Source organism: Cellulophaga sp. F20128 (genome assembly GCF_023015805.1).
Lineage (GTDB): Bacteria > Bacteroidota > Bacteroidia > Flavobacteriales > Flavobacteriaceae > Cellulophaga.
The window spans coordinates 64,340-87,369 of record NZ_JALKBA010000016.1; the positions used below are offsets into that span (position 1 = coordinate 64,340).

The 23,030-nt window shown below is 36.7% G+C and carries 13 protein-coding genes; 1 reads left to right on the top strand and 12 read right to left on the bottom strand.

Annotated features, from left to right (window positions below; all coding sequences use genetic code 11):
* Positions 1–8 precede the first annotated feature (8 nt).
* From MWU65_RS13820 to MWU65_RS13835, 4 genes are read right to left on the bottom strand one after another with little or no spacing between them, the layout of a single operon-like run.
* Positions 9–1,403 (bottom strand): c-type cytochrome domain-containing protein, encoded by a 1,395-nt coding sequence (locus tag MWU65_RS13820; RefSeq protein ID WP_247078815.1) that lies wholly within the window; start codon positions 1,401–1,403, stop codon positions 9–11.
* 36 nt (positions 1,404–1,439) lie between these two features.
* On the bottom strand, positions 1,440–2,549 hold the full coding sequence (locus MWU65_RS13825) for a 6-bladed beta-propeller (protein ID WP_247078817.1): 1,110 nt from the start codon (positions 2,547–2,549) through the stop codon (positions 1,440–1,442).
* A 34-nt stretch (positions 2,550–2,583) separates the two neighbouring features.
* A complete protein-coding gene (locus MWU65_RS13830) occupies positions 2,584–4,086 on the bottom strand; it encodes a DUF1501 domain-containing protein (RefSeq protein WP_247078819.1) in 1,503 nt (500 codons plus the stop codon).
* 35 nt (positions 4,087–4,121) lie between these two features.
* Positions 4,122–7,343 (bottom strand): DUF1553 domain-containing protein, encoded by a 3,222-nt coding sequence (locus MWU65_RS13835; protein ID WP_247078821.1) that lies wholly within the window; start codon positions 7,341–7,343, stop codon positions 4,122–4,124.
* Between the two features lie 212 nt (positions 7,344–7,555).
* Between MWU65_RS13835 and MWU65_RS13840 the strand changes: the two genes are divergently transcribed.
* Positions 7,556–8,425 (top strand): AraC family transcriptional regulator, encoded by an 870-nt coding sequence (locus tag MWU65_RS13840; RefSeq protein ID WP_247078822.1) that lies wholly within the window; start codon positions 7,556–7,558, stop codon positions 8,423–8,425.
* Positions 8,426–8,826: 401 nt separating this feature from the next.
* Here the strand turns inward: MWU65_RS13840 and MWU65_RS13845 are convergent, their stop codons facing one another.
* The 8 genes from MWU65_RS13845 to MWU65_RS13880 form a co-directional block, all read right to left on the bottom strand.
* The gene (locus tag MWU65_RS13845; RefSeq protein ID WP_247078823.1) at positions 8,827–9,087 is read right to left on the bottom strand and encodes an endonuclease/exonuclease/phosphatase family protein; all 261 of its coding nucleotides are present in this window, start codon (positions 9,085–9,087) and stop codon (positions 8,827–8,829) included.
* Between the two features lie 69 nt (positions 9,088–9,156).
* Positions 9,157–9,522, bottom strand: coding sequence for a hypothetical protein (locus MWU65_RS13850; protein ID WP_247078824.1), 366 nt, complete (start codon positions 9,520–9,522; stop codon positions 9,157–9,159).
* 97 nt (positions 9,523–9,619) lie between these two features.
* The gene (locus tag MWU65_RS13855; RefSeq protein WP_247078825.1) at positions 9,620–12,760 is read right to left on the bottom strand and encodes an NPCBM/NEW2 domain-containing protein; all 3,141 of its coding nucleotides are present in this window, start codon (positions 12,758–12,760) and stop codon (positions 9,620–9,622) included.
* A 1-nt stretch (position 12,761) separates the two neighbouring features.
* Positions 12,762–15,149, bottom strand: a complete 2,388-nt coding sequence (locus tag MWU65_RS13860; protein WP_247078826.1) for a glycoside hydrolase N-terminal domain-containing protein — start codon at positions 15,147–15,149, stop codon at positions 12,762–12,764.
* Positions 15,150–15,422: 273 nt separating this feature from the next.
* A complete protein-coding gene (locus MWU65_RS13865; RefSeq protein WP_247078827.1) occupies positions 15,423–18,581 on the bottom strand; it encodes a DUF5107 domain-containing protein in 3,159 nt (1,052 codons plus the stop codon).
* A gap of 213 nt (positions 18,582–18,794) precedes the next feature.
* The gene (locus tag MWU65_RS13870; protein WP_247078829.1) at positions 18,795–21,788 is read right to left on the bottom strand and encodes a glycoside hydrolase domain-containing protein; all 2,994 of its coding nucleotides are present in this window, start codon (positions 21,786–21,788) and stop codon (positions 18,795–18,797) included.
* Positions 21,789–21,827: 39 nt separating this feature from the next.
* Positions 21,828–22,559, bottom strand: coding sequence for a phytanoyl-CoA dioxygenase family protein (locus MWU65_RS13875; protein ID WP_247078831.1), 732 nt, complete (start codon positions 22,557–22,559; stop codon positions 21,828–21,830).
* Positions 22,560–22,795: 236 nt separating this feature from the next.
* On the bottom strand, positions 22,796–23,030 hold a 235-nt coding region (locus MWU65_RS13880), incomplete at its 5' end, for a hypothetical protein (RefSeq protein ID WP_247078833.1).

Consider the following 23,030-nt stretch of genomic DNA (forward strand, 5'->3'; position numbering starts at 1 on the left):
CTTCAGAATCAAATTCCCAATATTATTGCTGGACGATTTTCCTTGGATACAAAATTGTCAACTTGCTCTTGAGTTATTGATGTTCCCCAAACATATACACGTTGTAACCCTTTCATTTTAGTAAAGTTTTCAAAGCTTAAGGCAGTTATTTTTGTTTGGTACAAATTAAGTCCAGTAATATTTTGGCTAGCCGATAATTCACTAACGCCTGAATCCGTAATTGGATTTTTTTCAATTTCAAGTTTTTGAAGATTCTTGAATTTGCTTATGGTTTTTAAATGTTTGTCTTGTACAAAGTTATCTTTAAGAGAAAGCCATATAATACGATCCTTAATAGGTAAAAGCTTTTCCAGATTTACTTCCAAATCATCCCCATTTTTAGATGTAATTGATTTTGGGACAAGTACAATCTCGTACAAACCGCTTTCAAATATTAGTTCCCTTATTACAAATCCTGCATCTTCAATTTCACTTAACACCTCAGAATCAATAGTCTGACTTTTTGGTAATGTTATACCCCCCTTACCTGAGATATCTTCTAGCCCTAACATAGTAGAAGCTATACTCGTAATTTCTTCAGAGGCTTCCAAATCAGCCATCTTCAACTTGAAATCAGCATTGACCTTATCCACCCAAAAGATGAGAATTGATTTCTCTTCATCAGTAAGTGGAGTTTTCCCTTCAGGTGGCATATAATCCTTATGATTGGAATTCAACATTACCCGTCTTAGCATTTCAGAATTGTCAACATCACCTGCGATAAAAGCTTCACCATTTTTCCCCCCTTTTACCATTCCCAACGAATCTTGAAGGGAAAGCCCTCCTTTCATCTTACTGGAATTATGACAACTAATACACTTTGCTTCGAGGATAGGGTTAACCAAATATTCATATACCACTGCCTCGTTTAAATGAGTAACAGTTGGCAATTCTACTTTTTCTTTTCTTCCAAACGGTGAATACTTTAATAAATAATCACTTCCATGCGTTAAATTTCCACCATAATGCCCGGTAATACTTAGTAAGAATACGACTAATGTCAGAGTAGCTATATTGGTTTTTAGGTATTTAAATTTTGAAATATTAAGCCTGCCAGAGCTTATAGCCCAGGCAAAAAATGCTACTATGGTGGTTGCTATTCCAAACCAAAAATGCGTGTCTAACATATTCTGGTCATAATCCCCACCCAAAGAGAGCATATATCCCAGAGCACAGGCTAAAAAGGCACTTATTGTACCACAAAATAAAGCTACGGAAATGGGAATGGACAACATAGAATTCTTATTCCAACTCCCATACAATTCCAAAATAAAAGCAAAGAAAAGAAAGCCAATAGGCAAATGCACAATTAGTGGGTGAAATCGACCTAAAAACAATACAAAATCCGGTACACTACTATCCATTTTTATCTTTTAATAATCTTTATTAGTACTATGTTCTTAAACTCTTTCCAATTTAATTGGGGTTGAATTATGTGCATTCCATTGACAGATGTACAAATTTTTGTCTGGATCCACAAAAACGTCGTGTCCATGATTAAAAACAGGATTTAATGAATTGTGCATAGTTTGGAGTTTATCATTTATATATTTAGGCTCCTCTCCTCCTGGATTGGAAACCACCTTATTATCCCCATTTAAAATGGTAACAAAACCAGTATCACGCACCCATTTTTCACCCTCCCTGGTTTCTGACCAGCAAACCCCAGAATATAAATTTTCATCATCTAAAACAGCTCTACAAACAAATGCCCCAGGCAGACTCAAAGTTTTGATATACTTTCCATCCAAGGTAAAATATTTGAATGCATTATCATTTCTTGAAGTAACAATCAACATAGGATTATTCTTATTCCGATAATCCACAGCTACCCCGTGGGCATTTGCCAAGTTATAATTCTTATCGACGTTATTCTTACCTCCCCATTTTCTGATAAATTCCCCTTTATGGCTAAACTGAAGAATATAATCTGAGCCATAGCCATCGGCCACATATATATCTCCATTAGGGCCTACGGCTGTTTCAGTGGGCATATAAGGTTCATTTTGTTTGTAAACTCCAATGGTTTGGGGATGAGGCAAAGGAAATATCAAACGGCCATCAATTGTAGTTTTCAAAACCTGCCCAGCCTGAGCATGATACTGTCCTGATTTGTCAATAAAATAACCGCAATCTACTATATATAAAACATCTTCACCACCTTCGTTATGCAAGGTTAATCCATGCCCTCCAGGATACCCAGTACCCCAATGATCCAATAATTTACCTGACTTATCAAAAACTAAAATATTATTAGTTGTATGATCACCTATCATAATCAATCTTCCTTTGCTGTCCATTTGCATTTCATGACAGTTGAGAATTGGCGTGTGCGCATTGGATATTTTTGCCCAATTTTTGTGAACTTTATATTTAAATTCCCCGTGACCAATTGTAAGTTCTTCTTTCGCCCCTTTCTTTAAAATTTGAAACCCGAAAGATGGCGTAACAGCTAATGCCGTTCCTAATAATGTAGTATTTCCTATAAATTTTCTTCTTGATTGATCCATTAGGTTTGTTTGTTTTTTAAAAGGTTGATTAAATTTAACTTAAAATATCTTTAACTACATGTCCATGAACATCGGTTAATCTAAACCGTCTTCCTTGATGTTTATAGGTCATTCTTTCATGATCTATACCAAAAAGATGCAATAATGTAGCTTGAAAATCATGCGTATGTACTGGATCCTTAACAACATTATAGCCAAAATCGTCGGTTTCACCATAGGTAAATCCAGGCTTTACACCTGCGCCTGCCATAAACATTGTAAAAGCTTTAGGGTGATGATCTCTTCCGTAATTTGTAGCCGTTAGTTGGCCTTGAGAATAAACTGTACGTCCAAACTCTCCACCCCAAACTACTAAAGTATCTTCAAGCATCCCTCTTTGTTTTAAATCTTTTATTAAGGCAGCCGTTCCCTGATCTGTATTTTTACTCTGGTGTTTTATACCTCCTGGGCAATTATCATGTTGATCCCAACCTTGATGAAATAATTGAACAAACTTTACATCTTTTTCTAATAGTTTACGGGCCATTAAGCAATTTGCTGCGTAAGTTCCAGGAGTTCGACTATCTGGTCCATACATATCAAAAATATAATCTGGTTCGTCAGAGGTATCTGTAACTTCGGGTACAGAAGTCTGCATTCTAAAGGCCATCTCATATTGAGCTATCCTAGCTTTAATCTCAGGATCTCCATAGGCATCATATGCTATTCCATTCAACTTTTTTAAATAATCGAGCATTTGTCTACGATCATTACCGTCATAATTCTCTGGATCTCCTAAATATAACACTGGATCTTTTCCAGAGCGGAACTGTACTCCTTGATGCTCTGTTGGCAGAAAACCATTGCCCCACAAACGGGAATATAAAGGTTGCCCTGAGCCATTATTAGAGACTAAAGAAATAAAAGTGGGCAAATTATTATTGTCAGATCCCAAACCATAACTGACCCATGATCCTATGGATGGTCTACCCGGTTGTTGGCTCCCCGTTAGGAAAAAGGTTATGGCGGGGTCGTGATTAATAGCATCTGTATGCATCCCTTTGATAAAACAAAGATCATCTACTACCTCGGACAAATAAGGCATAGCATCACTAACCCATGCACGGGATTCGCCATATTGCTTAAAATTTAAGGTTGATCCGGCTATTGGGAAAGCCGTTTGATCGGCACTCATCCCTGTTAGACGTTGACCAGCCCGGATAGAATCTGGCAAATCTTGGCCAAACATATCCGTGAGTTTAGGTTTATAATCGAAAAGATCAAGGTGCGACGGACCACCGCTTTGAAAGAGATATATAATTCGTTTCGCCTTTGGTAAATGATGGGGCATCCCTAATTTATTCTTAGCCTGGATATTTTGTTGCCCAGCCAAAGGATCAACAGCACTCCATAGCTTCTCCGGATTCAATAAAGAATTAAGTGCAAGCGCCCCAATTCCAAGAGATGTTTTTTTAAAAAACTCCCGCCGATCAAATTGTCTTTCTATATCCTGAAGATCCCTATTGTTAGATCTTAATTTGTCATGATGATTGCCCATATCTTTCTTTATAATTCTAGTTATTCCTAAACAACTTACCTTTTAGTAATACAAGGATCAGAATTCATTATAGTATTCACTACTATCGCATTTGCCGCCACCAATGCTTTATTATCCCGACTCTGTAATTTAAATTCACCCGTGTTCAACCATCCTTTAGCTTTATCGATGTTGGCTGAGAATTTTTTGTATTCATTCTCTTGAAGATCTATTAGTAACTGCAATTCATCACTTTTGATTTTTCTCCCAGTTAGTTGTCTAAAAACTGTAGAAATTGCTAATTTTATATCTTCGACATCACTCATATATTTTCCAAGTACCCTAGAAGCTTCAATATAAGTAGGGTCATTGAGCAGTACTAAAGCTTGCAAGGGCGTATTTGTCTCCTGCCTACGTATGGTACACACGTCACGGGCGGGGGCATCAAAAGTAGCCAGTGTGGGGTGTGGCACAGACCTTTTCCAGATAGTATATAGGCTTCTTCTATACAATTTATCCCCTGTATCTTCCCTGTAAGTAGCATTGTTTACCTTCCATAAACCATTCGGTTGATAAGGACTTACGCTTTGCCCTCCAATGGTTTTGTTTAGCAAACCAGAACTGGCCAAGACATTATCGCGCAACATTTCTCCGGATAATCTTTTAGAAGGTCCTCTTGCCAGAAGCCTGTTATCAATGTCTATTTCCATCATCGCTTCACTTACTACGGAAGATTGCTGATAGGTGTGAGACATAACAATCATTTTTTGCATTGCCTTTACGTCCCATCCAGAATCTCTAAACTCCAAAGCCAACCAGTCTAATAATTCTGGGTGACTAGGCATTTCACCTTGGTTCCCAAAATCTTCAGATGTTTTAACCAATCCATTTCCAAAGTAATGTTGCCAAAATCTGTTTACAGCAACTCGAGCTGTTAAAGGATGGTCTTCATGAAATAACCATTTTGAGAACCCTAACCTATTTTTTGGATACTCTTTTGGCATAGGGAAAATAGCTTCAGGTGTATTGGGAAAAACTTCTTCACCTCTGGCATCATACACACCTCTATCCAAAATATAAGACTGTACTGGTTCTGAGGTCTCTTCCATTACCATTACTTCCTTCACCTTTTCCACACTATCCACGTAATGTTTTCGCAATTCGGCTAATTTACTTTGTTGAAATTCGCCTGCCTTTGAAACATTTGCGGAATAATATTCTTTTAAGAATTTTTTGTCTTCTGAAGTGAAATTGGGAAGTTCCTTATTTATCAAATCATTTAATCTAGGATCATTTGCCAATTGCAATACTTCTATGGTAGATAAATCCCTATCATAAACCCGTATCTCATCAATTACAGCACCCTTAATTCCTTTTCCTCGTAATCTAGCTCCCAATTGTAAACCAGGTTCGTTATTATTTCTAAATAGAATATCCTTATAGAGGTTATCAGTTTTCAAGATGGTTTCAATTTCCATTCCATTTACAAATAATTTATAACCATCGGCCTTACTGGACCCATTATAGGTAATGGTAAAATGAACCCATTGGTCTCTTGGAAATTCCTTTTTAGAAATTTTAACAATGGCATTGTTTGGTGCAGTATGCGCCATCATTAGTTCCAGTTTATTCTCTACAATTTTAAGGTGATATCCCCGCCAATTGTACAGTATAGCACCATCACCTTTATGGAAAATATTACCATTTTCAATATGGGTCGGGATATTACTCCATAAACTGATTGTAAACGCATCATTTCTTCCAAAAACGCCAGTTTTCCTTAAATCTAACCATGTATCACCATCCAGCAGTACCCCTTTTCCCCATTTTCCCTTGGAAAGATTAATTTTTTGTCCCTCCCTACCTTCTCGTTTCATTGTTCCCTTTATCTTAGTGTTTACTGCATTCTGTAAACTATTATCATTGAGATCAAAGTATGCCGTTAAGCCCTTGGATGGTGCCTTAGTGTTAATGGATTTATATTTCTTATCAACTAGCCATTGATTAAAATTTTCAGTTAAATCCTTCTCTTTTACTTTATCTATCTCCACTTCCGATTCATCAATAAGCTTTTTCATGTAGGACAGTACCTTTTCCTCCTCTTTCGTGGTCATCATTAAAGAGGGCACAGGGGTCGCGTTGTTCCATGAAATCTGTCCAGATTCGTTCACATTATTAAAAAAGCTGGTCATCTCATAGAAGTTTTTATGGGATATAGGGTCATATTTATGATCGTGACATCTGGCGCAAGCTACAGTAAGCCCCATAAAAGCTTGTCCTACCGTACTTGCCCTATCAACCGCGTATTCCACTAAAAATTCTTCATTTACAATACCACCTTCCATATTTTGTGGATGCACACGATTAAAGGCAGTAGCTAAAATAGATTCCCGAGTAGGGTTTTCAATAAGATCTCCCGCCAGTTGCCATTCCAAAAATTGGTTATAGGACATATTATCATTAAACGCATTTATTACCCAATCACGCCAAGGTGACATATCTCGATATCGATCTACACTATACCCATGTGTGTCTGCAAAACGTGACAAATCCATCCAATCTAGGGCCATTTGCTCCCCATAATGGGGAGATGCCAATAATTTATCTACTTGATTTTCATACGCTTTAGCAGAAGAGTCCATCAAAAAGTCATCCATATCTGCTATTGTTGGAGGTAAACCTGTGAGATCAAGGTAAAGTCTTCTTATCAATAATTCTTTATCCGCTTTAGCTGAGAATTGCAAATTATCTTGTTCCAATCGACTAAGGACAAAATTATCTATAGGGTTATTTATGACATCATTATTATTTACTTGCGGGACTTGAGTATCCCCTGGTTTGATAAATGACCAATGGTCTTTATATTCGGCTCCTTGTTCTATCCATTTTATTAAAGCCGCCTTCTCATAATCAGTTAAGGAAAGGTGAGAGTCAGGTTCTGGCATAATAAAGTTTGGATCGTCCGAAATAATTCTATGAAAAACCTCACTATTTTTTAGACTTCCAGGAGTTAATGCAAACTTCCCTGGTGACTCCATTAATTCTTTATAAGCCTCTTCGGGAGTATCTAACTGAAGGCCTGCTTTTATTTTCGCCTTGTCTGGACCATGACATATGAAACATTTATCCGAAAGAATAGGCTTTACATGAATATTAAAATCAACTTTTTTTGGCAATTTATTATATTCTAGAGACACCAATTCAGGCAATTCAGGGCCGCCACAGGATAAAATCAATAAAAACCATGAATAAATTAAGAGTTTTCTAAAAATTGGCATAGCATTCTAAAAATTTAATATTTTTTCAAAGATAAAATTTAAGGGTTCACAAATTATATCCAAATCAGTTTAAGTATTATACATTTCCGACATTATCATTTTATTATTATGTTATATTACCTAACTTTCAATCTAAATTTATCTTACTAAACAACCATTTATATTACAAACTACACTAACAATCATTACTACAAATCCGACAAAATTTAAATATGTCAAAATCACTTCAGTCTCTAAAATTGGCCTTATTAAATGTGGGGTATGCAGAACTAGATCCTCTATGGGACTATGACGATGTTATAAGCCCGTTTATTCGTCTATACTACATAACCTCTGGAAGCGCTATGGTATATCACAGCAATGAAGCTATCGAATTGAAGCCAGGCCATATTTATCTCATACCAAGTTACACTTTCGGAAGATATAAATGCGATAACTACCACACGCAATACTACATTAGTTGTTTAGAGGAGATAAAAAATGGGTATTCTATATTTAACTTTAGTAGCTTTATCTATGAGTCCAAGGCTAACCAAATGGACTTGTTCTACTTTAAGCGACTTTTGGAATTAAACCCCAATAGGCAACTAAAAAACAACAACCCCAAAGCGTATGACAACAGACCTACTCTTATGGATTTTGAAAAGAAAAATGAAGAATTAAGCCTTTCAGGATATATGGAAACCCATGCCATATTGGAGATACTAATTTCTCGGTTTATACGGGAACCCAATACGCAAAACACAAATCATAATTTAAATAAAAAATTTGGTATGGTTTTAAACCACATTCACGAAAATCTACATCATAACCTAACGGTACAACAATTGGCCAACTTTTGTCATTTAAACACCGATTATTTTTCTAGGGTATTTAATAAAAATTTTGGTATGCGTCCAAATAAATATATTCAATCCAAGCGAATTGAAAGGTCACAACTACTTCTGCTTTCCACTAATAATTCTCTGAAACAAATTGCTGAATTGGTTGGTTTCGAAAACGTATCATACTTCGCTAGAATCTTTAAAAACCATACCGGAAAGACACCAGGAAGTTTCCGTATAGAACAACTAAAAAAATAATTACATTCTTCTTTTCCTAAAACATAGTAGTGTAATCAATAGGTATACAAGGTAGATCGAATTTAACCACTTGGGCCTTTGCATGTATTCCAGCAAGTCTAACTGTCACCAAACTTGTTATAAAGGCCATAGGAAAGATATTTTAAATTCTAAAACAAGTAATACTAAAGTAGTTTGTATTTTATAAATATCTTACTGTGTTGCTCCATTTTAAAAATTTGTAACCATAATCATTTATATATTAAATTAACCTTTCCTAGATTACAACTGGATTTTAATATTGTTCATAATGAAACAATCATAATTCCTTTTATACCTTAACGTGGAATTTCTACATAAATATTAATTGGAAAATGGTCAGATGGGTAACGTTGAGGGTTACTGTCTGTCAGTACCCCGTATCACAATACTTTTATCCTTTGGTTTACAAAAATGAAATCGATGCGATGATGAGCAATCTGGTCAATCTGAAATCCATTAAATGTACCCTCTGGACCATAAGGTTCCTCAATGCTTGCCTTTTTACTGTTGGAAAGTCCATTGGAGGTTATTTCTGTGTAGACTTCACTATCCTCGGTGAAATTAAAATCACCAGTCACTATGACCGGAATGTCAGTATCAAGATCATTAATTTTCTCATTGATCAAATTAACACTTTCCAATCGTGTGTTTTCTCCCTTACTGTCAAAATGAGTGTTGAATACATAAAATTTCGCCCCTGAAACCTTAATTTAAAACAAGGCCCAGGTACAGATTCTGGAATAACCAGCAACCCAGGATTTACTAACTTTATCGGGGCTTTCGGATAGCCAAAAAATCCCAGAGGAAAGGACCTCCAATTTATTAGCCTTATAGAATTTAGGATTATATTCTCCTTCGGTTCTTCCATCTTCCCTACCCACTCCTATCCATTTATAATTAAATAAATGTTCGACAAAATATTTAACCTGATTTACCAGAGGTTCTTGCATCCCTATAATATCCGGTTGGTGAAAATTTAAAAGTGATACCTGAAGTCTCTGGCGATTGGACCAGTTGTTTAAAGCGGTGTTCTCTGCATCATAATACACTTCATCATACCTTACATTAAAACTCATTAGACTAAGCTCCTCCTTAGCAGATCCCTAATAGCAAAGGAGAATTAGTAAAAAGAAAATTTTATTTGGCATCCTTAGTTTCATCTAAATGTTTTTATTATCTATACAGTGTTGGATTGCACCAATTGGCATGGTCACCATCTATACCATCAGAACCTCCAAACACTCTCAGTTCAAATTCATGGGCCTTGGTTACATCTATTTCCAGTGATTGCGCAGTCTGCCCTTTTTTCATTGGGCCCGAAGTATATCCTTTTATACCATCTATCCAGACCTCAAATTCCATTTCCCCACTGCCAGCTGTATCGTCAACGCCGATAAAACTTTTGAATTTCCTAAAACCCAAACCTTTTATATTATAAACCACTCTGGCGTAGGAATGCATACCCAAACCATTTTTAAATTGTTGACCGCCTATACTGAGTACTGTTCCTTCAATATTTAGGCCCGTCCTGAGTTTACCTATGGACATGGCCGCTTTGCTTGGAATCAGTTCTGATAGATTTACCAAATTTATGTGGGCAAGGGAAGGCTTTTTTAAAGAGGACAGTTCCTTATTCTTATGTATAGTAACTATCTCTCTCATTTTATCTATTCTTGTAGGTAAAGGCAACATCTCGGACAGGTCACCGGCAAAGCTAGAAATCAGTGCAGATTTTTCGTTCATATTTTTTTTCAATAGGGCATGCTCCATCCAAAGCCATGAACCCACCTTTGCCTTAAATTGACCCGAAACCTCATCTTCTGTATCAATCAGAATCTCTATATTATTTTTCCCTGCCGGTAATTTAAAACTAATGAAAGACCAATCTGAGATAGGCACTTCATCGAATATCCGCATATGTGGTAGCACAAGGGGTGCACGGTTGATTTTGGTCTCCACTACCTTACCATTAACTTTTATCTTGCAATTGGGCACATATCCTGAAGGGGCCATTGGTTCAAACAAAACGTGCATAGAGGCGTCGGTTCCTTTGGGAACCTCAATCTTGCAAGAACCTTCCATTATATTTTCACCATCCACCAATTTTAATACCAATTGTGCTTCCCTCACTTTGGCATCCTCCTTCTTGCCCTCAAATTGGATAATAACTTCTTTATCCTTTTTTCCCTTGGATTTTAGAATGAACTCCTCCTTTGTCCCTGCTTTTCCGAAAATCTCAATATCCTTGGTCCCGTTTGAATTTTCAACATACTGATATCGCCCACCGGCAATTATATCCATATCCTCGTCAAATGGTTTCACCTCGATGATCAAAGTTTCATAGCCTTCGAGTTGAATGTCGATCGATTTGTTATAATCCAAATCGAAATCCAAAACCTCGTGGTACGGATATACGACTTCGGCATAAAACTGATTCTTTTCGGAGTAATGATTGTCGGAAGCCTCTCCCATTAAATCCTTCATGGCAATTGAGATTGATTTTGGAGCTATGAAAGGATTGGAAATTGAGATGATTCCTTTATTCTTATGATGACGCATATAGCCATAAGGTTCGTGGTTCAGTATGTCCCCATCTATTAATTTTATGTTCCCTGTAACCGAAGCATTTTGGCGACCCCATGTTATGGCCTTGGCAAGAAATTTCCAATCTTTTTCTGTCCTTAACAACTCGTTCGGATCGAGATAGAAGGTTAAAAGGCGGCTTCCCCTTCCCAAAATCGACATGATTTCATCGTGCATGGTATCGTAATCGGGAGTAAATGTGCCCAGATGTTCAAGACTTTCAATAGGGAAGGCCGGGTTCTCTTTCATGCGTTTATGGATGAGGATATCACGCGTTGTAAATTTTCCGTAACCAGAATTTGGTGTTGGAACAATGGCAGCGGGGGGGCCATCGTAGACTTCCCCCCAAACTGCATCGGCATATTGTAGCCACCAAGGACTTAGCCAAATCCCGGTGGTGAGATCTATAAAAGCATTGGGCTGTAAGTTTTTTATGTTAGCGAGCAGTTCTATTAGGGCATCTACGTTCGTTTCCTTGGCATAATTGCCCGTCAAGTGCCATTGGTGGTCTTCGGCACCACAGTTCATGGCGTTTCCATCAAATTTGAAAAACTTGAGGTCATTGGAGGTCAATAGCTGTTCTATCTTGCTATTTAGATCTGATGCATATTGAGGGGCTGACTGGCATAGGTACTTGCCACGAGTCCCGTTTTGTGGATATCCGTTGGCAACGAGCCAAGGCCCATGATCGTACCCAGAGGATGGGGACAGCCACAATCCTAAGTCCATATCCACCGACTCCAGCTCCTTTTTTATCGGACCAAATCCTTGGGGAAACCGGTCTTTACGGATGTCCCAAAGGCTTTTTTTATCATCCCAGCCATCGTCAAAGGTAAAGGTGTCAAAATTAGCGCCATACGGCTCTAACAGCCTTTTACGAAATAGGTCAATAAGCGCTATGGAATTTGCCTCTGTCGGGGGCATTAAGGTCTCCCACGTATTATAGTTGATAAATAGGGCAGGTTCATTTTTTGGCAATGCTAGGATCGAATCCAAATAGCGTTGAAACGAGCTGATTACTCCTTCTTCTTGCACCACACCGAAAACGATCGGTTTTGTACTGAAACTACCCTCGATTGATCTTCCAGGGAAATGTGTAAACGAAAGAGTTGAATGTCTGTACTGGTTATAACCTGCAGGGTACTCAAGGCCCCAAAAACTGTCCTCAAAAAGTACAGGAAGACCGAAGCCCTTATTTTCCCCAAATCCCCATACAGGATGCGGATATTTTGGCGGTTCCTCCTCCTGATAAATGCAATTCCCGGTTCGATCCAATTTCCAAGCATCGACTTGCCTTATTTCCAAAGTGTTCTGCGTCACCAGTTCCAATTGCCTTCTGGCAAAAAAGTCGTCTTTGCCAAGGGAATATGAAATAATGAGCTCGATGGAATCCGTTATATGTCTGTAAAGAAGATTTAATTTATTAGTTTTCCCATTAGTTTCTTCCTTTATATCATAAATTAGAAAGTTGGTTTTTGTCAGGTCATCTGCACCGTCCAAGGTGATTAAAAAATCATCATTTGTGATTTCAATGGTCTTTCCTGAAGATTTGTTGATGATTTCAAATAGACTGACATCGGTACTGGAATTAGCAAATCTAATCTCGATCATTTCGTTTTTCAAGGATATTATAGGATCGGATTTCGTCAAATGAACATTTGCTGCCAGGAGATTCTGGGTGCCTAGAAATAACAGGCACCCAAGTAATTTTATTTTTTTTATAATTTTCATATTAATCTATAATTTTCAATACTTCGTCGAGGGTCAAGGTCTCTCCTTCTTTCAGGTTCAGCACTACTGTTTTCCCATCATAATGAACGTTAATAGGCTGGGACATAATAGATTTAATTCTTACTGTCCTTAACCTGGCTTCTTTCCATTCTATATCCACTTCAATTCCACAACGTGCCTTTAATCCTGATATCGTACCTGTAGGCCAAGATTCAGGAAGGGCCGGGAGTATGTGAATCTCCCCAGAATGCGATTGTAAGAGCATCTCGGCCATACCGGCCGTAGCACCCATATTACCATCCAATTGAAAGGGAGGGTGCGTGGAAAAAAGATTGGCGTAGACACCTCCCCCGTCCGTCATGTTGACGCCATCGTCCAAAGTAATTGCCATGGCCCTTCTTAGGAGCTTATAAGACCTGTCACCGTCAAACAACCTTGCCCAAAAATTGATTTTCCAGCCAATGGACCAGCCAGTGCCGTCATCACCCCTAGCATCCAATGACACCCTGGCAGCATCGATCAGTTCAGGTGTTTGGAGGGCATTAATCTGATTTCCAGGATGTAACGCATATAAGTGTGCAACGTGCCGATGCTTATTTTCCGGATCATCAATATCTTCCTTCCATTCCTGCAATTGTCCCCATTTCCCAATTTGTAAAGGCAATAGTTTTGCTTTTGCCAAAACCAGTTCCTTTTTAAACGCCATATCGATTTCTAGGACATCCGTTGCTTTAATACAATTATTAAAGATATCCCAGGCTATTTCAATATCCATATAGGCCCCGGTAGAAATACCACCATGTTCCGGAGAGTAGGAAGGTGAGGAAACCAAATTCCCATTTGAATCTTTGGTCAAATAATCCACCCAGAAAAGAGCGGCCTCCTTCATAATGGGATATCCTTTTTCCTTAAGAAAATCAAAATCTTGTGTAAATTGATAGTGCTCCCACACATGTCGGGAATACCATGCAGCACCACCGGGGAAAAAGCCCCAAGGAAAATCCCATCCGGGCGCTGTATATCCAAAGGGATTGTTCATGGTATTTACGATCCAACCTTCTGCGTTGAAAAAATCCTTTGCCGATTTACGGCCGGGAGGCCTTAATTTATCAATATACTCGATCAAGGGCTCATGACATTCCGATAGATTTGTGACCTCTGCCGGCCAATAGATCATTGGAATATTAATATTGGAATGGTAGTCGCTGGCCCATGGCGGATTTGTCTTGTCGTTCCATTTGCCCTGTAAGTTGGCAGGCATCGTACCAGGTCGTGAACTACTTATCAGAAGGTAACGTCCATATTGAAAATAAAGGGTTTCAAGCGATGGATCCTTTTTACCCGATGCATAGGCAGTCAACCGTTCATCTGTAGGAATATTATTGGTGTCTATGGTTTCGAGTTTAAAATTCACCCTGGAAAACAAATTTGAATAATCCTTTATATGTTCCATTAAAAGGTTGTCATATCCCCTTTGCCTTACCATAGCAATGATCTCTCTATTTATTGATATGTAATCCCTACCTTTGTATGTTGGATACTGGTTTTTATAATCAGTGGCGGCAGTCAAATAAAGTGTAAGGGTTTTTGCCGCTTTCACCTTCAATTTATCATCCAAAAAAGTAACTTTTTCACCATCGGATTCAATCAACACCCTGCTTTCGAACTCCATGCCATTGTTTTCCAAATGGCCCGACATAATTAGTTGGTTTTGGTTATATTCGAAGGTGACATTTTTGTGCACCGTTGTTTGGTTTATGATATAGTCTATTCCTTCTGGACTATCATTTTCAAAACGAAATACCAAAGTACGACTGGGATAATTAGCAAAATATTCTCTTTTATGTTTTGTTCCATTGACCGTATATTTAATAGTTGCCACAGCATCCGATATATCTAGTTCCCTACTATAATCTGTGAACGTCCCGGACTCTTCTGGTTTTACAAATAAATCTCCGAAGGTTTGATAGGCTCCAAAACCCTCCCAAATATTATTACCCTTATCTGCCTTGATCGTACCTGTAAGTTCCCTGTTCGCAAGTTGGTGCGCCTCTTCGTATTTACCGGCATCGAGCAATCTTCTAACCTCAGGCAAGTATTTATGGGCATTTTCCCTGTTGCCACCATTGTACTGGTCCCATTCACCCTTTCCTCCGGACCATAGGGATTCTTCGTTGAACTGAATGTGCTCCTCTTCCGGTCCTCCAAAGAACATGGCCCCCATATATCCGTTACCAATGGGCAAGGCCTCCTTCATCCACGAATTGGCTGGTTTTTCATACCACAGTTTCAATGGTGATTTTTGAGGTTCTGTCTTTTGGGCTATTGCCGAAATAGCAAAAAATGTTACGATATAGGTCAGATATCTCTTTATGGTTCTAGATTTCATAGTTTATTCTTTTGTTATTTATCAATAGACATATTTCCAATTAAAACAACCGAATCAAAGTCATTGGAATAAATACTAACTTTAATTTTCTGATCCTGTTCTAAATTTAATCCTGCCTTTGTAGATAGATTAATATCGAATTTTTCCAAACTGGGACAAATTTCATGGTAAATTTATCTAACTATGGAATAACCACTTGAGCCTTTGCAGGTATTCTGGCAAGTCTAACTGTCATCATACTTGTCATAAAGACCATGAAAAAAATATTTTAGTTTATTTTTCATCGTTCTCTATGTTTGAAAAGGCCCCAATAACATCCGAAACAAGTTTAAACTCCTCATCTACGAATTTGGTGTCATAGGCATGTACCTTTTCCTTTGAACTAATTATAGCATTCTTTAAGGCTTCATGATCGGCATCCTTATATCGGGTAATGGCCCATTCCACATATTTGTTACTATTTACTGCTTCCAAGTTTTTTTCCAAAAGGTCTTGAAGTGGTACATCTTTGCTAAATCTATCTAAAACCATTAATTGCAGGTATAATTTTGAACTTTCATTTAAATATTCGGGCGTCTTATGTGCAATAATCAATTCATAATAATCTTTGGCTATATCCGGCTCTCCTTTGTTCTCATATGCCAAGGCCAAAAGATAATTATCCAACCGTTCATCAACGTCATAATGCTTACCTACCCCCAGGTTTTTTGGCCATAATTTTGCTTTCTCTGCGTAATGAATTGCCTGATCATACTCTTGGGAATTAAAAGCGTTTAGAGATAAACGGATGCAAGTTTCATGGTACATTGTTCTTCCTTCAGTAGCACCTTCAAATGGCAATACATTAAAATTTTCTAAAAAATTAAGACTGTGTTGGAATTCCTTTAATTCCAGAAGTATTTTTGAATAGTACATACCTAAAACCGCCTTTTCAGGATATCTAATCAAGGCTTGCTTTGTTATTTTTTTAGCTGCTTTAAATTGTTTGGTTTCTATATAGTATTCGATCCAAGCCAATTGTACCCTCCAATTATCTTTATCCAAATGCCTTACTCGTTTTAGACTACTAAGTTTCGTCTTAACATCTTCAGAGAATAATTTGAGTTTTGCCAAATAAAATGGCACAAATTCTGGATCACTACCACATTGCATAAATAACTTTCTCGCCTCTTCTATATTGCCCTTGCCCCATTGTTGTAGTGCCAAATAATATTTTAACTTCCAGTGATTGTTATATGTTAAAAATTCCTTTAACACCATACCCGTTTCTAACCTATGGGGGAATACCATTTCTGCATTCATTGCCAGTGCTTTATCTAAAAGTTTATTTTTATCTGTTTTATCTAAGGAAGCAATGTGTAACGCAACTATTGGGTGTTGCGGAGATAACCTAAGAATTTCTAATGCTTCTTCTTGGTGTCCATAGCTTTTATATTTTAATGCTATTTCTAAATACGACTCGGCAGGAAGCTCATTATTAATCTTATCTTTAACTTCCTGTTTTGATAATTCCCCTGAAAAATAATTTTCAAAAACATAGAATAGGTTAGTAGCATCTAATCCATATATTGTTGAAAGTATATCTTTAGCTCCCATTACATTTCCTTTTTTTCTGTATATCAGAGTCTTTAGCTCCAAGGCAGAAACATTATCGGTATTAAAGGCCAAAGACTTTCTTATAAATTCCAAGGCTTTTCCATCTTTTTCTTCATTCCAATAAAGTACTGCTAGTTCAGTATAGGATGCAGTCCGCATATTAATGGATTGGGCTGCAATGGAAAATCCGCTTTTAGCATCATTAATCTTGTTTAATGCCTTATTAACCAAACCGTATATATAATTAGCCAAACCGTCATAGGTATCAACACTTAAAGCTTTTTTAGAAAATTCCAATGCCTTTGACCATTCTTCCTTTCGATAATAACTTAAAGCCAATCTATTTAATGTAGGTACAAATGTGGATTCAGAATTAAAACTTTTCATATAAATTTCAAGGGCTTCGGTATATCTTCGTTGTTTTTCTAATTCTAGACCTTTTACATAAAGCCCGTAAGCAGATTCCCAGTTAAAATTTGGTTCTGATTTATACGGACGTTCCAAAAGCAATAAAGATTCTTCGGAATTATAGTTCAACAACTTATTACCAAGAACAACCTCAAAATTTTGCACCTCATCAATTTCAAAGGCCTCTTCAAAAAGTTCAAGTGTAGCTAGAGTTATTTTCCTTTCAATACGTTGATTCTTGTCTGTTCTGATCACCAAATAGGTATCCAAAGGTTGTAATGCACTTAATTTGAGTTCTACCTTATTACCTTTTCTAATCACATTCAACACGGCTTGATCACTGGCGGCAACCATTCCTTTTGTCCCCTTAAGAGGGAACCAAAATTCTTTTGAAACATCAATATCATAGGGCATAAACTCCCTATGTTTAAATGGAGTAAAAGTACTACTGTTAGCGGCTTGGTTAAAAAGTTTTCCTGCTTGATATTCTATATATTGTCCATCGGCATCAGTAAGCAAATCTTCCCAAATCATTCCTTGATCAGACAAGCCCCAAATCCATACTTTTTTTCCAGGCTTATCCTCATAACTAGAGTAATGGCCAAAACCAAAATCATCATTATGCCAATAGCCGCCAAAAAAGTCAGCGTAACTGTCAATTATATGATAAGATTTATAAATACCAAAATCATTATTTTTATAATTTGAAATAGGTCTATTTTCATCTATTGGCCATTCTCCGAGTTCACCACCATGACCAATTCTTTTATTTCCAGGATAAATAAATTCTAGATCTCCATCGGCTTTCGCTGCAGCATTCATCCAATGGTAATATGTTACCGGTACTTCCCTTGTATTGCTCCAAGTCGCAGTAGTTTCAAAAAAGGCCTTGTCAGGGCCTAGTTTTATTTCCACGTTCCATTTAGTTCTTGAAGGAAGGTCCAAAGCCCCCACTACACAGGAAACACTACCATCTGGATACTCCTTTAACCGATAGTCCACAGGTGTTGCACAGGTAGGAATATGTCCTATATCCCCAAAATTGTATTCCAAACCACCAGAAGTCCACGCCCCACGCATAGCAACATCCCTGAATTTTACAACCTGGTTAAAATACATAAACTCCTTTCCCGTAGATTTTTCAATTGCTCCCCATATTTTACCACCTATATCTGGGCAAACATATACTTTGATATAATCATTTTCCAATACTACCATTTTCCAATTCATCGCTTCAGGTTTCTCAGTATAACTGTCGAAACGGAAATAAGGGTAAATACGATTTATGTTTGCCACTGGGTCTGGATCTCCAAACATATACGTTTTCATATTTAGGTTTTCCTCCCGTATAATTGCTTTTTGCGAAAAAATATGCTGCCCCATAAATCCTAAAAATAGAAGTGTTAATAAAATTTTCAACTTATTCATAATTTAGTTTTTAATTGCTTACAAAAAATGAAATTAACCTCTGTTCTTTATTAACGTTAGATTTAAAACCTTCACTATTAATTTTTAAACACAAGTTTTTGGATGAACTATTAAGTAATCGACTGAGTCCAAATCCTGTTTAATTACACCAATATATTTTACCTCAAATTTGGCTTTAGAAAAATCTAAAACTACTAAAATGGATAAATGTCTTTACTCGACAATCAATAACCAACCCTTAGTAGGTTCTATGGTAATTTCTTCATCTATTGAAAATATTTTTTCTGGTTGAAACTTTTCAATCCTTGGAGCACTCATTTTTACGTTTGATTTAACCAAGCTAAGGGAATCCCAATCAATATTCAATTTAATTTTTACTGTATTTTTCGCCCAGCTCGCCACTGAAATCAAAAGTTTTCCTTTTTTTACATATGCCGTAGCTTTAACATCCGAATTTGTAGTTGTTACTATGGGTTGTCTATCCCAATAACCTATCATTTCCGCATTTTCAATACCGAATTTATCCCAAACCTTCCATATTTCTCGGGGATCACATGTAACACCGTCTGTAAACCAAGGATATCGGACTGTCATTCCAAACACCATACCTCTCCAAGGGTTTCCACCTGCATGAAGCATATCTCCCATATGTCCAAACGGAATACCAGAGACTTCTACCAACCAGTTTTCGGGCGGCATTTCATCATAAATAAAGCTTTCTCCAAACCAGAGTTTATCTAAATAAGGAAAAAACTCCGTGTATTGAGTAGCAGGACCTTTTGAAAAACCAGTGTTAGAATGCAGATCCATCATACTTCCTGGTTTTTCTCGGTCAAGAATTTTTCGCATACGTTTTAGAATCCTTCTATCGTATGACACGTCATCTAAGTAAAGTCCATCTATATCAATATTTTTTACTAACCAAGACAACCCTTCTAAATAGTAATTATACCATCTTGAATCACCAGGTGCATTAACTATTGACGCATCAATACCATCTTTTAAAGGTGAATACCACTGTACATTATAATCAGACACCAAGTGTTCTTGTAACCATGGATAGCCACCACCTTTTCCTGTACCGAGAATTTCATTGTTTAAACTTCTTAATGCCCAGATTTCTACAGCATGATTAGTAAGTTCCCGAATGGTATAATAAATCTTTACTTTCAAATCTTTGGCATGCATTTCGTCGACGAAACCACTCATTTCCTTTGTATTAATAAATGGATAATTAATGTATGGATTATATTTATTAGCATGATGTACATTAATAATTTTTACTCCATCAATTATCTCTTCTTCCTTTGGTTTAGGAGCCAAACCATTATGGTAATATCTGTTAGTAAATTGCGATTTACTATCTATCATTCTTACAGGAGTAATTAAAAAAGAAACTTCAAAAAGCAATTCCTCTCCCTTAACAAATGTTCGTTCTCCTGTAAATACGGTAGCAATAGTTTCTTTCTCTTTTTTTTCTATTGAAAATCCGCCTTTACCCTCATTGTCCCAACTTATGGGAGGGGACGGCTTATAAAGGTTTAATAAGGGACCATGATAGGTGCTACCTCTTAATTCAACATGTAATCCGCCATATGTATTTCCAACCCAAAAACTATCCTGAGGTCCATCCCATTTAGAATAATGAATTTTAGGAACAGTAGTTCCTGGAAGTCCCATTCCCATCATATATTCCGCTATGGAAGATTGAAATGGTATTTCTAATTTAAAGTCATTTAGAGTAATTTCGGTTTTGGCTTTTATTTTTATTTTATAATTTAAATGCCCATCAAATTCAGTAACAGATTCTGTTTGAATCTCAAAATTTTCAGTATGGCCTATATAGCTTTTCATTTCCTTCCCCGATGTACTCCTAGTTGCCTTTAAACTAAAATCAGTGATTTTCTCATTATCGAGAACATATCGAATAGGATTATGAAGCACTTCGGTATTTCCAACTTGAATAGAAGATGGCATACCATTTTTACTTAAGGATAATTCCTTTCCGTACAAACTCAGCTTATCTAGGCTGTTTGATTTAATTGGAGTATAAGGCTTTGTTGGCTCGTCATCAAGTCCTATAGTAGAATTTAACCATCGTAACCTTGAATGCCTCCATGGTTCATCATCTCCCCTATTTGCTATCATAGAATCAGTTATATGTAATATTATCATTATTTCCTTATTAGACGCTCCAAGAGTTTTAATAATAATCTTACCTTTATATATACCAGATTTCACATCTTTAGGGATATCAATTCCTACCCATAATGGTTGAACCTTACCCTGAGATACATCCACGCGTTTCGTAAAGGTTTTACCATAAGGATCTATTCCCTCTGTATTAAAACAGGTAAAAGCACTAGAAGAAATTATATCACCATTAATTGATTCTAAACCATCAAATTGAAGGCGTACATTTTCTACCGCTTTTTTTGATGAATAAATACCAATTTGAAATGTGTAGTATTCGTTTCTTTCTGCTGTTCCTTCAAATTGATTCGTTACTCCGTCTTTAATCCATTTCAATGGTAAGTTATCTCGCATTCTAATTGGATTCCTTCTGTCCTCTGTAAAGGCGAAATAATCAACATTTAAACTATTGGCAAACTGATATACCTCGTCCTGAGTAGCAGTAACTTCCATTGGATAAAATGAATCAAACTCACGTCTTGCCTGAATTTCGTGACATATAGCTTCAGACAACCTGTTAATGATTTTTCTATTATTTAGTTTATTATTGGAAAGCCAAGTACTCTTTGGCAATTTCTCCCGGTCTAGATAGCCATACTTATAATACCCCCACTCTAAGTCTGGTTTAAAGGGTAAGTAATAAAAATAGTAACTTCCTTTCTCTGCAGGGCCAAAAACCAATTTGCATTTTTCCTTTGTTACTTCTAATCGATGAATATTTTCTATGGTATCTCCCGTTTTGGAATTAACTATAATAAATTGTCGTTTTTCTGGAGATTCATCGTGACGTCTCCATTTAAAATCCAATTTTATAGCTTCTGATTTCTTCCCTACTTCTATAACAGCTCTATGATTGCCTAATTCCGCCTCCCAGGGAGATTCGGCAATGCTATATTTTACTTCGGATTGAGAGTTTCCTGAAAAACTTAAAGCATTAAACAAAACGACAATTACTATGTGTTTAGCATAAAAAGTATTAAAATTTTTATTATTTTTAAATTGATAAATTCGCATATAATTGTATTTTTTTAGTTGTAATAGCGCCATTAAAGATTATGGATTAACAATTCTCTCCCCTGTGTGATCAACCCCTTTAGAACGCTCTAATTCTATCATTGCCATTGGCCTAAAATTGGTAATAAAAGCACGTCTATTGTCATTTGTAGAATTTCCTCTGCTGTAATGTAAAGTTGCTCCTTGATGAAATACACAAGAACCAGGAGGTAACTCTATACAGCTAGAATTTTCCTCAGTCCCTTCACATTTAAGGGCTCCTTTGTTTCCTGTTTGCTCATGTGGCAACAATTCAGCTAAGTGAGACTTTGGTGTATACCACATACAACCATTTTCTTTATAGGATCTATCGATCGCCACCCAACAACTTGCTGCACGCTTATCTGGCATATCTATCCAATATGCAGCATCTTGATGCCATGGTGTTATGGTATTCGTATTTGGTGCTTTATTGATGAGCATATCAAAATCTAATGCAATGTCATCACCCATCAACTCTTGTGCAATTTTTAAGGTTTTCATATGTAGTCCTTTTTCTAATAATTCTGGAACTACCTTACTAGGAACCATAATCTGTGTGATTTTTTCTTTTTTTGAGTCTTCTAAACCAGATAAATCAGACCTATACTTTGAGACATCAATTGTATTGTCCAAAAATGATTCATATAGGTCACTGTAAAATACTACTTCCTCTTCACTCAATAGATTATCAATGACTAAATAACCCTCTGCCTCGAAAAATGATTTTTGTTGTTGGGATAATAATTTCATAACTTTTAGTTTTAACTGTCGTTAATTATATTTCTTTAATTGGTTATTCATTTGGTGTTCATTTGTTTTTCCTTTCGGAAGAAATCCATAACGTATTACCAAATAATTAGGTTTCATTTACTCCTGTCAATTATTGCGACTATTCTTTGGAAAGTTGTTACTTTATTTCTACGACAAACTAGTAAGCTATATCGTAATTATAAAAATCACCTTAAAATTCCAATATTATTTTTACTTTAATTTTCAAGAATTAACACCACTATCCCTTTCATTGGGGATTCATTCTTACTTTCTATTGTCACTTTTATAGAGGCTCCATTGTTTGCCCTAACGTCATTTGCTAATACCAAGGGATATACCGCCGAACTACCCTCTTTTTCAATAAAACGAACTTCTGAATTACTATAAATAGGCTTACCATCCGCAATCAATTCTACTCCAATTATCCGTACCCGAGACTCCCCTTCTGTA

Bases quoted from the DNA above. Each gene is read 5' to 3' on its own strand.
- MWU65_RS13875 (WP_247078831.1), bottom strand. From the start codon at position 22,559: ATGAAATTATTATCCCAACAACAAAAATCATTTTTCGAGGCAGAGGGT.
- MWU65_RS13830 (WP_247078819.1), bottom strand. From the start codon at position 4,086: ATGGGCAATCATCATGACAAATTAAGATCTAACAATAGGGATCTTCAG.
- MWU65_RS13870 (WP_247078829.1), bottom strand. From the start codon at position 21,788: ATGCGAATTTATCAATTTAAAAATAATAAAAATTTTAATACTTTTTAT.
- MWU65_RS13820 (WP_247078815.1), bottom strand. From the start codon at position 1,403: ATGGATAGTAGTGTACCGGATTTTGTATTGTTTTTAGGTCGATTTCAC.
- MWU65_RS13840 (WP_247078822.1), top strand. From the start codon at position 7,556: ATGTCAAAATCACTTCAGTCTCTAAAATTGGCCTTATTAAATGTGGGG.
- MWU65_RS13835 (WP_247078821.1), bottom strand. From the start codon at position 7,343: ATGCCAATTTTTAGAAAACTCTTAATTTATTCATGGTTTTTATTGATT.
- MWU65_RS13860 (WP_247078826.1), bottom strand. From the start codon at position 15,149: ATGAAATCTAGAACCATAAAGAGATATCTGACCTATATCGTAACATTT.
- MWU65_RS13850 (WP_247078824.1), bottom strand. From the start codon at position 9,522: ATGAGTTTTAATGTAAGGTATGATGAAGTGTATTATGATGCAGAGAAC.
- MWU65_RS13865 (WP_247078827.1), bottom strand. From the start codon at position 18,581: ATGAATAAGTTGAAAATTTTATTAACACTTCTATTTTTAGGATTTATG.
- MWU65_RS13825 (WP_247078817.1), bottom strand. From the start codon at position 2,549: ATGGATCAATCAAGAAGAAAATTTATAGGAAATACTACATTATTAGGA.
- MWU65_RS13855 (WP_247078825.1), bottom strand. From the start codon at position 12,760: ATGAAAATTATAAAAAAAATAAAATTACTTGGGTGCCTGTTATTTCTA.